This is a genomic window from Motilibacter rhizosphaerae, assembly GCF_004216915.1.
GTDB lineage: Bacteria > Actinomycetota > Actinomycetes > Motilibacterales > Motilibacteraceae > Motilibacter > Motilibacter rhizosphaerae.
Window position 1 is genome coordinate 1 of record NZ_SGXD01000008.1, and the last position, 13,638, is coordinate 13,638.

The 13,638-nt window shown below is 71.7% G+C and carries 8 protein-coding genes; 5 read left to right on the forward strand and 3 right to left on the reverse strand.

Going from position 1 to position 13,638, the window contains the following annotated elements; translation table 11 throughout:
• From EV189_RS19335 to EV189_RS19345, 3 genes are all read right to left on the reverse strand, one after another.
• Positions 1–866: IS110 family transposase (locus EV189_RS19335; protein ID WP_165400400.1), on the reverse strand; the 866-nt coding region annotated here is incomplete at its 3' end.
• A gap of 211 nt (positions 867–1,077) precedes the next feature.
• Complete coding sequence (locus EV189_RS19340; protein ID WP_130494657.1) at positions 1,078–1,344, reverse strand: hypothetical protein; 267 nt, start codon at positions 1,342–1,344, stop codon at positions 1,078–1,080.
• A 244-nt stretch (positions 1,345–1,588) separates the two neighbouring features.
• Positions 1,589–2,164 carry a P-loop NTPase family protein gene (locus tag EV189_RS19345; protein ID WP_231116588.1) on the reverse strand — a complete coding sequence of 192 codons (576 nt, stop codon included), beginning with the start codon at positions 2,162–2,164 and terminating at the stop codon, positions 1,589–1,591.
• Between the two features lie 146 nt (positions 2,165–2,310).
• Between EV189_RS19345 and EV189_RS19350 the strand changes: the two genes are divergently transcribed.
• The 5 genes from EV189_RS19350 (at position 2,311) to EV189_RS19370 (ending at position 13,459) form a co-directional block, all read left to right on the forward strand.
• Positions 2,311–2,802 (forward strand): SigE family RNA polymerase sigma factor, encoded by a 492-nt coding sequence (locus tag EV189_RS19350; protein ID WP_130494658.1) that lies wholly within the window; start codon positions 2,311–2,313, stop codon positions 2,800–2,802.
• Positions 2,799–3,812 carry a hypothetical protein gene (locus EV189_RS19355; protein WP_130494659.1) on the forward strand — a complete coding sequence of 338 codons (1,014 nt, stop codon included), beginning with the start codon at positions 2,799–2,801 and terminating at the stop codon, positions 3,810–3,812. Before EV189_RS19350 ends, EV189_RS19355 begins: the two co-directional genes overlap by 4 nt.
• Positions 3,813–3,921: 109 nt before the next feature.
• Positions 3,922–5,271, forward strand: a complete 1,350-nt coding sequence (locus EV189_RS19360) for an IS110 family RNA-guided transposase (protein WP_165400401.1) — start codon at positions 3,922–3,924, stop codon at positions 5,269–5,271.
• 345 nt (positions 5,272–5,616) lie between these two features.
• Positions 5,617–8,472, forward strand: coding sequence for a PAS domain S-box protein (locus tag EV189_RS19365; protein WP_196788604.1), 2,856 nt, complete (start codon positions 5,617–5,619; stop codon positions 8,470–8,472).
• A 268-nt stretch (positions 8,473–8,740) separates the two neighbouring features.
• Positions 8,741–13,459: a virginiamycin B lyase family protein gene (locus EV189_RS19370; protein WP_165400402.1), complete on the forward strand. Its 4,719-nt coding sequence runs from the start codon at positions 8,741–8,743 to the stop codon at positions 13,457–13,459.
• Positions 13,460–13,638 lie beyond the last annotated feature (179 nt).

The following is a 13,638-nucleotide window of genomic DNA, read 5'->3' on the forward strand; positions in this document are numbered from 1 at the left end:
AACCTGGCGCGTGTCTCGACCCAGTCGGCGAGGACGAACCCGGCGCGTTCGAGCGCACCGGCGCGCTGCACCTGCACTCCTGTCGGGTCGCTCAAAGCGTCGAAGACGGCGTCGACGATCCGCATCCGCGGATGCGTCGCGCCGAACAGCGGCATGGCGCGGCGGACCGCGGCGAGGAAGCGGGCCCGTCCGAGCCGGCGCACGGCGGCAAGGTCCGGGCGGGACAGCGCCGTGTGGAGGGCGGCGCACCAGGTCGCGGATCGGAACGGTGCCGGTGAGGCGTCCAGCGCGGCGGGCCAGGCGCATTCGAGCACGTCGCGGAGCTCCTGGACCTGCGCGGTCGCGGTGGTGGTGAGCTGGGAGCGGCGGGCGCCGAGGTGGCGCAGCCGGGCGTAGGGCTCGGTGGTGCGTTCGGGTTCGTAGCAGCGCAGCCCGGCGGCGAGCCGGGCGATGAGAACCGCGTCCTTCGGGTCGGACTTGTCAAAGGTGAGGTCCTCGGCCTCGCGGGCCCGGTAGACCAGCAGCGGCTGCACGCAGACCAGCGCGAGACCGCGCTCGGCAGCCAGCTGGTCGAGGATCCGCCAGCGGTGCCCGGTCGGCTCGCACGCCACCGTCACCGACGCGAACCCCGCGGCCTTCGCCTGCGCGAGCGCCCAGTCGAGCAGGTCGCCGAGCTGCCACGCCTTGACCGTGACTCGGCGGCGGGCCAGGACGCGGGAGTCGTGGTCGGTCACGACCGCGGCCTGCACCTCGTCAGCAAGGTCGATCCCGACGATCGCGTGGCTGCCTGGCAGCAGTTCGCGCAGCCGCCCGAGGCGGTCGTTGCGGTTGCGGTCACCTCGGGACAGGTCGCTACGGTTGCTCACGGACGTCCTCCTCGATGCGTGGGACACCAAGCCCAACACCGCATCAGGGGGACGTTCCTACGTCTACCCCTGACCCGTAGACCGAGTTACTAGCGGACGTTCGCACAGCGGTCGCGGAGGGCGGCAGACGCGGGGCTGGGCGCGGCCGGAGGTTGAGCAGGTCTGCGCGAGGGTGCTCCCGCGGAACGGTCGGGCAGGTGGGCGCGGGCCTTCAGGACAGGCGCTGCTCCCAGTTCAGCTCGTGGTCTCCGGGCCGTGGAACCCGCTCGAGCTGGGCCTCCAGCTCCGGCTCGTCCAGAACTCCGGCGGCCACGAGGAACTCGGCGGTGTCCTGCACCCCGAAGTGCGAGACGATCTTGTCGTGCTCGTCGAAGCCTAGGATGGCGACGGCGGGCCAGCCGGCAGAGCTCTCCTCCCTGGTGGCGTTGACCCACATCTGCACGACCACGTCCCTGCCGCTCTCGATCACTCGATCCACGCGGACGTTCAGGTAAGGCAGGAACCGAGCGCGAATGACGTGGAGAGCGAGCAGCCCGCTCGTGGGTTCGTGCTGAGCGTCTCTTGCGGCAAGTCCAGCGCGCTCCTGCAAGGACCCCAGGCAGTAGCGGCGGGCTAGCTCAGCTCGTGGAGACGGCACCGGCCAAGCGAACCATGCTCTGGGGCAGCGACGGACCTCCACCTGCCAGCGGCATGTGCGGACGTTCGAGCCCGTCAGTGGCGGGTCAGGCGGGCTGCGCAGTCGCGCTGAGCGGTCCGCGTATCCAGCGGTCCGCGTTGCCGTGACTGGTGAGCCGGACGACTGCGAGGTCGGGGCGTTCCTGCATGAGTGCGTGGATGCGTGGGGCGGTCTTGTGGTGGGTCGTCCATGCCCACCGGACGATGTGCTCGCGGTCGGTGAGAATGGTGCTGAGCGGAGGCTCGACGTTGCCGTTCCAGAGCTCGAGGCGGCGCAGCCGGCGGCGGAGCGTCCTGTCGATGACCTGCCGCATGACGAGGACCCTGGGCAGGTCGAGCCAGATGACGAGGTCGGCTGCGGCTGCGAGGTGCGCGCGCACCGCGTCGTACTGCCACTCGGTGGTCCAGGCGGGCTTGCTGCTGAAGCTGCGGACGTCGTGCTCGAAGGTGGGGCGGGGGGTCCAGCCGGGGCCGTGGTAGAGCGCGTCGATCTCGACGTAGGGGATGCCGAGCGTGCCGGAGACGCGGCGGGCGAGGGTGCTCTTGCCAAAGCCCGAGGTGCCAGCGATGAGCACTCGTCGCGGACGCGCCGGCAGCGGATCGGTGGGACCTAGCAGCGGCACAGCCCTCACGCTATGGCAGCCAGATGAGAGCGCGCGCTTGCGAGGACCCAATACGCGCGCAGAGCGGCATTACCGGATGTTCGCGGTCCTGATGCAGCGAGCGGGCCTGCTTGGTGCGTCTTACTGGTGTGGGCAGGCTGGAGGGTGTGGAGTTCGAGGGCTGGGTCGCCGCGCGCGGGCCCGCGCTGCTCCGCCTCGCGTTCCTGCTCACCGGTGACCATCACCTGGCTGAGGACATCACGCAGACCGCGCTGATCGGAGTGCACCGGCGGTGGCACCGCATCGAGCGGGACGACCCGGACGCCTACGCCCGGCGAGCTGTGCTGAACGCTCACCTCGACCGGAAGCGACGGCGGGCGAGCGCCGAGTTACCCGCCGATCTGGCAGGTTGGGAGACCACCGCCGCACCGGACCTGGCGGAGGCCCTGGTCGCTCGTTCGCAGATGTGGCAGGTCCTCGCGACGCTCCCGCCTCGGCAGCGGGCCGTGCTGGTCCTGCGCTACTACGAGGACTGCGACGACCGCGTCATCGCCGACCTCCTCGACTGCTCCGAGAGCACTGTGCGCTCCAACGCCGCCCGCGCACTCGCAGCACTCCGCCGCACCCTTCCCACATCCGCCTCAGGAGCCGAGTCATGACCAGCGTCGAAGACGAGCTCCGCGCCACCCTCCAGCACGCCGCCGGCCTCGCCCCCAGCGGGGAGGACCTGCTGACATCGCTCGAGCGCCGGGAACGGACGCAGAGCCGCCGCCGCTGGGCCGTGAGCCTCGCGGCCGCTGTCGTAGGTGTCGCGCTCGCCAGCGGGGCGGCGCTGCTCTCCGGTCTCCACCACGAGCACGCGGCGCCCGCAGCGGGCGGGACCACCAGCGTGCTGCGGTACCGGGGCGTCGAGGTGAGCGTGCCAGCGGCCTGGCTCGACCCCCAGCGCCAGAGGTGCGGCAGCTCGGTCGCTGACGCGGCCTACGTCGCGCGCCGCGCGGTACGGGACTGCCTCGTCCTCGGGCCGGAGCACGTCGAGGTCATCGCGTTCGACTCCTCGGGCTCCTGGTCCGACGCCGCCGCGTGGGTAGCTGCCCGAGCGGCAGGCCGGGCGTCGTCGTACCGGACGATCGCCGACCGCCACGTCACCGTCGCAGTGTTCGCGCCGGAGAGCCAGCGGAAGGTCATCGACGCCACCTTGAAGAGCCTGCGGGTGCTCAACGCAGCCGACGTCGTCGACGGGTGCGCAGCCACCACCCCGGACCCCTCGGCCACCGGCCCGGCGACCATCCCGTTCCTGATCCCTCAGCCGTCGCCCGCGGTGCGGATCTGCTCCTACAACGCCATCGGCGGGACCCGCTGGCTCAGCACAACGCGCCGTCTCTCCGGGCAAGCCGTGACCGGTCTCGCCCGACAGATCGCCACGGGCGCGGGTTCGTCCCTGCCCGCGGACGACTGCCCGCCCCAGGCCGAACCTCCTTACCTCGCTGACAGCTGGGTCCTGGTCTTCGACAGCTCCTCAGCAAAGTCCCTTCCAACTCGAGTGGACGTCGAACCCGCAACCTGTGGCGGGCCCCCGCCCGGAGCTGCCATCACCGGCCAGAAGGCCCGCGCAGCCAGCTCGCAGCTCCTCGAGACGCTCGCCCGCTACAGCGTGCCCCTCCCTTGACCGCCCGGTCCGCGGCATAGGAACGCATTGTGCGTGTCGGTGTCGGACGTGAGACGTCCTCCTGATGCGCTTGTTGGGCTTGGTGTCCCAGCGCAGGAGGAGGACGTCCGTGGTCAACGGTAGTGGTGTCTCGCGTGGTGACCGGAGCCGGAACGCGCGCCTGTCGCGGCTTCGTGAGCTGGTGTCGGCTGGTCGTGCGATCGTCGGGGTCGACTTGGCGGACAGCAAGCAGATGGTCGTGGTCACTGATCACGACTCAAGGGTGGTGGCGCGGCGCACGTTCCGCTGCCGGGCGTGGGATCTGGGGGCCGCGTTGGACTGGGCGGCGGCGCAGGCCGCGCGGCAGGGGTTCGTGGGGGTGACGGTGGCGTGCGAGCCGACCGGGCACCGGTGGCGGGTGCTGGGACAGCTCGCCGCCGAGCGGGGAATGCCGTTCGTCTGCGTCCAGCCGCTGGTGTCGTCATGGGCGCGGCGCGGCGAGGACCTGACCTTCGACAAGACCGACGACAAGGACGCGGTCATCATCGCCCGGCTGACCGCGCAGTTGCGCTGCTATGTCCCGGAGCCCGTGGAGGAGACCTGGGGCCGGCTGCGCCACCTCGGCGCCCGCCGCGAGCAGCTGGTCAGCGAGCTTGTCGGGCAGGTCCAGCAGATGCGTGACCTGCTCGAGTGCGTGTGGCCCGCGGTCCTGGCCAGCGCGGCGCAGCCGTTCAAGTCCCGCACGTGGGCGGCCGCTTTGACGGTGGTGCTGGACCGCGATGGCGGGGACTTCGCCCGCACCCGTCGGCTCGGGCGCGCCCGGTTCGAGGCGCAGGTGCGCAAGGAGGTGGTCCGTTGGGGAGCGCAGAAGCCGTGCCTGCGGATCGCGCGGAAGGTGTTCGACGCGCTGGCGGATCCGGCCGGGGTGCTCGCTCACCGGCGCGGCGCGCTGGAGCGGGTGGCTCTCGTGCTTGAGGACTGGCACTTGACAGCGGGGCGGTGCGCGCAGACCGAGACCCGGATGGTCGCGGTGCTCGACGAGCTCGAGTTGACCGAGCTGGTCACCTCCATCCCTGGGCTCTCGCCCGTTGGTGCGGCCGCGATCCTCGCCGAGACGGGGGACCTACATCGCTTCACCTCGGCGCGGGCGGTGGTCAAGCACGCGGGCCTGGCGCCGCGGGAGAAGGCCTCGGGTGGGTTCGTCGGGCGGACGAAGCTGACCGGGCAGGGCCGGCCCGGGCTGCGCCTCGCCGCATGGCGGGCGGCCTGGGGAGTGCTGCAGCACAGCCCTGTCCATGCGGCCCGCTACCAGCACCTCACCGGCAGGGCGGAGAACCGGCTGACCCCCACCCAAGCGCAGGCGGCGGTCGCGGCCGCGCTGCTCCGCCAACTCCACGCGGTCGTCACTACCGGCCGCCGGTGGGATCCCGACATCGCCGCCCACGGCGTCGCGCGGCCCGCTCTCGCGCCCGCCGCCTAACGGTCACCGTCAGCCGCCGGAGAGGGCCGCACAAGCAGGCGGTCGGGGCGAGCCCCACGCGGCATTGAGGCATCTGCTGACCTCGCCGCTAATCCTGGGCAGCCCCGCCCGTCGTCTGTCCAACCCGATTACGCGCTGTCGGGACCCATCCCGATTGCTCTATGCAGGGCCAGACGACGGACGAGGCACCGACCACCCACTTGACCCAGAACCTCTTACGCTGATTAGCGGACGTTGCGCAAGTTGATGAGGGAGTGCTGGTGCGCGGCTTCTGTCGGTGTGAGGGTTCGGCTCATAGGGCAAAGCGAGCCGTTGACTGCTCACATCCCGGTGGCAGCTGTCGAAGTGGCACGAGTGGGAGCCCTGGGCGAGCCTGTCGGTGGCGAGGCGCTGCGGCTGGCTGCGCTGCACGAGTACGCGCTGCTCGACACGCCTGCGGGTGACGAGCTCGAGGCGGTGGTGCGGCTGGCGGCGGCCGTGGCCGGGGTGCCGACTGCGACGCTGAACCTGGTGGACGAGGACCGGCAGTGCCAGCTGACGACGGTCGGGTTCGAGGGTCAGGACTCCGCGCGCTCGGACTCGATGTGCGCGGTGCGGTTCCTTGAGGGGCGCACCGTGTGGACACGAGATGCATGCCTGCACCCGGACTATGCGGGGAACCCGTGGGTGACGGGCGTGCTGGCGGCGGTGCGGTTCTACGCCTCGGTGCCGCTGGTCACTCCTGCCGGGCACGCGCTGGGGACCTTGTGCGTGTTCGACAGCGAGACCCGGGAGCTCACCGACAGTCAGCTCGCGCTGCTGGAGGACGCGGCGCGGGTCGTGCTGGCCCTGTTCGAGCGGCGCCGCCAGGCCCGGGAGAACGCCCGGCTCGCCGCGCAGGCGGACGAGCAGCGTGAGCTGCTCGAGCACGCGGTCCGCGAGCTCGCGGAGCGTCAGGAGTTCACCGACGCCGTCCTCGAGACCGTGGAGGTCGGCATCGTCGCCGCCGACGCCGAGGGCAGGCTCACGCTGTTCAACCAGGCCGCTCGCGACTGGCACGGCCTGGACGCCGACCACAGCCTGCAGCCCGCCGAGCACGCCGAGCGCTACCACCTGACCCATGCTGACGGTGTCACCCGGCTCGCGCCGCACGAGGTCCCGCTCGCCCGCGCGCTCCACGAGGGCAAGGTCAGCGCGGTGGAGATGGTCATCGCCCCGGACGGGCGACCGCCGACGCGGGTGCTGGCCTCCGGTAGGGCGTTGACGGCGGCGGACGGGACCCTGTTGGGCGCCGTCGTCGCGCAGAGCGACATCACCGACCAGCGTGTCCGCGAGGCGGGGCTGGCGGAAGCACACGCGGCCCTCGCAGCGTCCGAGGAGCGGCTGCGGCTGGCGTTCCACCACTCGCCGCTCGGGGTGTTCCTGACGAGCCTGCAGCCGGGTGAGGTGGGCCGATTCCTATTCGCGAACCCGGCGGTCTGCCGCATGACCGGCTACAGCGACGCTGAGCTCACCGGCGGCATGACGTTCCGGGACCTGCAGCACCCGGACGACCACGCCTCGACCGCCGAGCACCTGCAGCGACTGATCTCGGGCGAGACCGACGAGGGGACGCTGGAGCGCCGCTACCGGCACCGGGACGGCCATCTGCTGCACGTGACCCTGCACGCGGCGGTCGTCCGTGGCGAGGACGGTATTCCGAGCCATCTGGTCACCCAGGTGCAGGACGTGACCGAGGCGCGCCGCGCCCGCCGGGAGATCGCCCGGCAAGCCCGGCTCGTGGACGCGATCCCCAGCCCGGTCATCGTCCGCGACCTCGACGGCACGATCCTGTTCTGGAGCGCCGGCGCCCAAGCCGCCTACGGCCACCCCGCGACCGCCGCGGTCGGCCAGATCACCCACGACCTGCTGGCCACCCGGTTCCCGCTGCCGCTCGCAGACCTTGAGCAGGCCCTGGCGGTGGAGGGCTGCTGGTCGGGGGAGCTGCAGCACACCGCCGCTGACGGCCGTCAGCTGACGGTGCTCAGCTCGATGGTGCGCCACGAGCCGGACGACGGCACCGCGCCGGTCATCCTGGAAATCAACACCGACATCACCGCGCTGCGGCACGCCGAGCGCGCCCTCGCCGCCAGCGAGCGCCGATGGCGGGCGCAGTTCGCGCACTCCAGCGTCGGCCAGGCGGTCCGCGGGCTCGACGACCGCATCCTCGAGGTCAACCCCGCGTTCGCCGCCATGCTGGGGCGAGCGCCGGAGGAGTTGGTCGACGCCACCATGACCGAGCTCATCGCCCCCGAGGCGAGGCGTGCCCGGGCGAGCCATCTCACCGACCTTCACGCCGGGAACGCCGACAGCGCCGGACGGGAGACACTCCTGCTGGCGGCGGACGGACGCCGAGTGCCCGCCCACGTCTCCGTCTCGCTCGTGAAGGACGAGGACGGCGCTCCCGAGCGCGTCGTGGCGCTGTTCACCGACATCACCGCCCGCAGAGCCGCCGAAGCCGCGCGCGACGCTGCGGCTGCTGCCCTCGCCGACCGCAACGTCCAGCTCGAGCGGGCCAACCGGCTCAAGCTCGACCTCATCGGCATGGTCGGCCACGAGCTCGGCAACCCCCTCGCCTCGATCCTCGGCTACAGCGAGCTCGCGAACGAGAACTGGCACGCCCTCGACGACGACGACAAGCGCGGCAACCTCGCGGTGATCGAGCGGAACGCCCGCACCCTGGCCCGCACCCTCGCCGAGGTCCTCGCGCTGGTCTCCCTCGACGCCGGCCAACTCCGGGCCCACCCCGAGACCGTCCACCTCTCCGGCGTCCTCGACGCTGCCGCCGCCCACGCCCCCCGCACCGACCAGTGCGTCGTCAGCTGCCCGCAAGGCCTCGCGGTGCACGTCCAGCCCGGGCACCTCGACCAGATCCTCGCCAACCTGCTGTCCAACGCCGCCAAGTACGCCGGCGGCGCGACAGCCCTCACCGCCACCGCCCGCCCCGACGGCACCGTCGAGATCCACGTCACCGACAACGGACCCGGCATCCCCGCCGACCTTTATGATCGGCTCTTCACCCGCTTCGCCCGCGCCGACAGCACGTCCAGAACCGTCAAGGGCACCGGCCTCGGGCTCTACATCACCCGCGAGCTCGCCCGCGCCAACGCCGGCGACATCGCCCACCGCCCCTCCCCGAGCGGCACCGGATCGACGTTCGTCCTCACCCTGCCCGCAGCGTGACGGCGAGCGAAGCGGATTGCTTCCCAGAAGGGCGCGGCTCTCGCTAGCTGCGGGGTTCCTGGGCGAGCTCGGCGGGCGTTCCCCTGCCCGGCTCCGCGGCTTCCCGAGCCCCCCTGCGCTGTGCGCAACACCCTGTGAAGCGTTTGATCATGGCGGCAACGTGAGAGCGCGGACTCCTCAGGCAGGCACAGCACGCAACCGATGTTGCGGGCGAACAGGCCGGAGTCGTATGCCCGGCCGCCAGCTGCACACTCCGGGGGAGTTCCGCGTGGTCCTGAAGTCTCGTCGTGCCTCTCGTGCCGCGATCCGCCGCTCCCTGCGGCGCCCGCTCCCGCTGGTCGTGGCCTTCGCGTCAGCGGTCTCGGTCGTCGGAGGTCTCGCCTCACCGGCGTCGGCGTACATCAACTCGACCGTGCAGCGGGTCAACCTGGCGAACAACTCCTGGCCCGCTCAAGGAGTCTTCGACTCGGCGGGGAACTTCTACACCGTTAACGAGGACGGCACGATCTCCAGGATCAGCGCGGGTGGCATCCTCACTCAGGCCTGGGTCTCCCTGCCGAGCGGCTTCGACGGGCAGGGCATCACGATCGACGGTTCCGGGAACCTCTACGTCCCGGACTGGAACCACAACAAGCTCGTGAAGGTCTCGGCAGCCGGCGCCGTGAACCCGAACTGGGGGACCGTGAGCTCGAACTACGACGCGCAGAACGCGCTCGTCGACGCGGCTGGCAACGTGTACGTCACCAACCAGTTCGCGGGCACCATCTCCAAGATCACCGCGGCGGGCGTGAGCACCCCGGCCTGGGCAACACTCGCCTCAGGCGCCCGACCGTACGGCCTCGCGCAAGACTCCGCCGGCAACCTGTACACCGCCAACTTCGGCAACAGCACAATCAGCAAGATCACGCCAGCAGGTGTCATCACCCCGGTATGGGCCACCTTGGCAGCGAACTCCCAGCCCAAGGAGATGGCCTTCGACTCCCACGGCAACCTGTTCGTCGCCAACTTCGCCACCAACGCGGGTATCGCCAAGGTCACTCCTGCTGGTGCCGTCACGAACTCCTGGGCGCCCGGCGACGGAGGACTCTCGGTCGTCGTGGACGGGCAGGACAACGTCTACGAGACGGAATACACCCAGGACAACGTCACCAAGACCACGCCCGCGGGCGTGCAGTCCATCTTCGCGCAACTCCCGGCAGGAACCCGCCCTGCGGATGCGAAGTTCGACTCGAGCGGCCGGCTGTTCGTCGTCGGCGACGAGAGCTTCACCGTCTCGATCGTGGCCCCCGCGGCGGCTCCCTCGACTCCGGCGCTGAATTCGGCCACAGCGGGGGACCAGCAGGCGACCCTTGACATCACCCCCTCGACCGGTAACGGGACGCCCGTCACCGGGTACGAGTACTCGACCAACGGCGGCACCAGCTGGGCGACGCTGTCGACGAGCTCGGGCAGCAACGGCCACTTGACCGCGACCGTCACCGGGCTGACCAACGGCACGAGCTACAGCTTCACGGTGCGCGCACTGTCCGCTGCCGGGCCGAGCTCCGCGTCCGGGGCGCAGACCGCCACCCCGTACGGCGCCGCCGGGCAGGTGACCATCTCCACGGCCACGGGCGGCGACACGACCGCGACCCTGACCTTCGCGCCGGCCGCGCCGAACGGCACTCCCGTCACCGGCTACGAGTACTCCGTGGACTCGGGCACCACATGGGCGACTCTGCCCACAACGACCTCGAACGGCACGGTGACCGGCACGGTCACCGGTCTGACGAACGGGACCTCCTACAGCGTCCAGGTCCGGTCCCAGTCGGCGGGCGGCGCGGGCGCGGCGTCGTCGGCGGTGTCGGTGACCCCGCAGACCGTGCCGTCCGCCCCCTCCGGCATGGCGTGGACGCAGGCGGACGGCTCGGTGGGGGTGAGCTTCCCCGCACCGGGGGATAACGGCTCCGCGATCAGCGGCTACGAGGACTCGACCGACGGTGGCGGCTCCTGGCACTTGCTCACCACCACGACGAGTGGGTCGACGGTGTCGGGCACGATCGCGTCGCTGGCCAACGGCTCCGCTTACAGCCTGGAGGTCCGGGCGGTCAACGGTGTCGGTGCCGGCGGGGCGTCGAGCGCGCTGACGGTCCTGCCGCGCTCCGTCGCGTCGCACGCGATGGGCACGAACGCCGCGCCGTACTCGGGCGGCTTTGACGCGGCCGGCAACTTCTATGTCACCAACGAGGACAACGGCCACCGGTCGATCACGAAGATCGCCCTGGACGGCAGTGTCACCCCGGGCTGGGCCACCTTCAGCAACATGGGGGTGGAAAACCTCGCGGTGGCCCCCGATGGCACGATCTACGCGGCCAACAGCGGGGCGCGGGCGATCTCGAAGATCGACCCTGATGGCACGGTGCACGACCTGTGGGTGCCGGTGCCCTCGAACTCCAACCCGCAGGGCATCGTGATCGGCCCGGACGGCAACGTCTACGTGGCTCTCTACAGCCTCAACGAGGTCGCTCAGATCACTCCCGGCGGCACCCTGAACGCCTCCTGGGCCGTGCTCGGCTCCGGCAAGTACCCGCTCGGGCTGGCGTTCGACCAGTCCGGCAACCTCTACGTCGCCGACAACGGCGACGGCACCATCGCCAAGATCGCTCCCGGCGGCGCCGTCAACGCCTCATGGGGGCGGCTGAGCGGAAGCTCCGACCCGCAGTACCTCGCCATCGACTCGGCCGGCAACGTCTACGCCACCAACTGGTCGACCAACGACGTGTCAAAGGTGACCCCGGCCGGTGTGGTGACGCAGAGCTGGGGCCACCTCAGCCGCCCCGTCGGCATCGCCGTCGACTCGCAGGACAACGTCTACGCCACCAGCTACGGCGACGGCAGCGTCCTGCGGATCAACCCGGCCGGCGTCGAGACTGCGCAGTGGCTGCACCAGGCGGCCAACAGCGGAACGACCGGTGTCGCGGTCAGCCCGACCGACGACGTCTACGTCAGCAATGACGGCGCGGGCACCGTCGTCGTCGCCCCCGCGGATCCTTCCGCCCCCGGCGCGCCTGTCGTCACCACGACCCACGCCTACGACGGCCGCGCCACCGTGACGTTCCGCGCCCCTACCAGCTCCGGGCACGGCACCGTCACCGGCTACGAGTACTCCCTCGACGGCACCACCTGGCACACCGCGACCACCACCGGCGCCAGCCCCTACACCCTCGAGCTGACCGGCCTGACCAACGGCACGACCTACCAGGTCCAGATCCGCGCCACCAGCCGCCTCGGCACCGGTCGCGCCGCCACCGCGTCGGTCACCCCCTACCGGGCGGCGACCCCGAGCGCCGGCACCGCCGTCGCGGGGACCTCCTCGGTGACCGCGAGCTGGACCGCGCCGGCACCGTCGAGCAGCATCACCGGCTACACGGTCACGGCGCACCCGGGGTCCGCGACCTGCGAGACGCACGCCGCGTCCGACACGTCGTGCGTGTTCGGCGCTGAGTCTGGGGTGTCGACGACGTTCACGGTCGTCGCGCACGACTCCAACGGCTCGGACTCCGTCGCGTCCGGCCCGTCGAACGCGGTAACGCCGACCGCGCCGGTCGTCCCGGCGGCGGCGCCCGCGAACGTGCCCACGACGCTGACGACGGACCGGGGGCAGATCGCCCTCGCGGTCCCGTCGCAGCAGATCACCGTCATCGGCACCGGGTTCGCGCCGTACTCGACGGCGAAGGTGGTCGTCTACTCCACGCCGATCGACCTCGGCACCGTCACCACCGACGCCAACGGCAAGTTCTCCGTCCCGGTCACCGTCCCCGCCTCCCTGGAGGCCGGGCACCACACGTTCCTCGCCACCGGCGTCGACCCGCAGGGCGCCGCGCGGGCGATGGAGCTCCCCGTCACCGTCCCGCCGACCACCGCGGGGTCGACCGGCGCGAACACCGGCACCCAGCAGACCGTCCTCCCCGTCCCGGCCGGCGGGGCGATCACCCTGCTCGGCGCGGGCGGCTCCCCGGCCACCACGGTCACCGTCGCGGAGGGCACCTACGCGCTCGACGCCTCGACCGGCACGATCACCTTCGTCCCGGTTGCCGGGTTCGTCGGCACCGCACACCCGGTCACCTACCGGCTCACCGACGCCCTCGCCTCCGTCGTCACCGGCACCTACACCGCCGTCGTCACCGGCACCGCCAGCACCGGATCCGGTGCCGGCAGCGCGGGAAGCAGCGGCCCGACGGGCACCGGGCCCACAGGCACGGGCACTGGCACGGGCAGTGGCACTGGCTCGACCGGGACTGGCTCGACGGGCACCGGTGTGAAGCCCACGCCGGGCGGGGCGAAGGCCGCCGCCCACGTGTCGGTGGCGGCGCTCGCCGTCGCCACCGGCCCGACCGCGCACGCGACGGTTCCGGTGCACTGCACCCTCACCACCGCCACCGTCGGGACCTGCACCGTCACCCTCACCGCGACGGTGTCCGGGCGTCACGAGGTCATCGGCACCGGCACCGTGAAGGCCCGCGCCGGCAAGCATGTCGTAACCGTCCAGGTCCGGCTCAACGCCCTGGGCCGCGCGCTCGCCAACACGGCCGGCGGGATCACGGCCACCGCGACCGCGACGGTCACCCCCCGCGGCAGCCACACCACCGTCACCGGCGCCGGGACCACCAGGGTCGCGCTCCAGCATGTCACCGTCGCCTCGGTCTACTTCGCCACCGACTCCAGCACGCTCACCGGCCCGCAGCTCCGCGTCCTCGCGGGCCTGCGCCGCCACCTGGCGGGCGCGCGCAGTGTCACCGTGGTCGGGCACACCGACGACCGAGGCACCACCGCCTACGGACTCACCCTCGGCCGGGCACGCGCGGCCCACGTCGCCACCGCCCTCACCGCCGGGCTGCACCTCCACACCATCGTGATCACCAAGGGCGAAGCCGACCCCAAGGCCAGCAACGCCACCCCCGCCGGCAAGGCCCTCAACCGCCGCGCCGACATCACCATCACCTACTAGCACCAGCACCGCGAAGGGCCGCCCCCACCGGGGCGGCCCTTCCTTGTCGCCTAGCCCTACACCTGCCGACCGTTCCGTCTTCGGTACGAGCGGCAGTCCGAGGCGCACCGACTGCGTTGGCGGGTGGTGCGCAAGCGCCGGGTGACCGTGAGGTGATCAGCTGGGCTATGACCGTGAGG

What these genes read in the sequence shown, in the direction of transcription:
- EV189_RS19355 (WP_130494659.1), top strand. Translation starts at nt 2,799, where the DNA reads ATGACCAGCGTCGAAGACGAGCTCCGCGCCACCCTCCAGCACGCCGCC.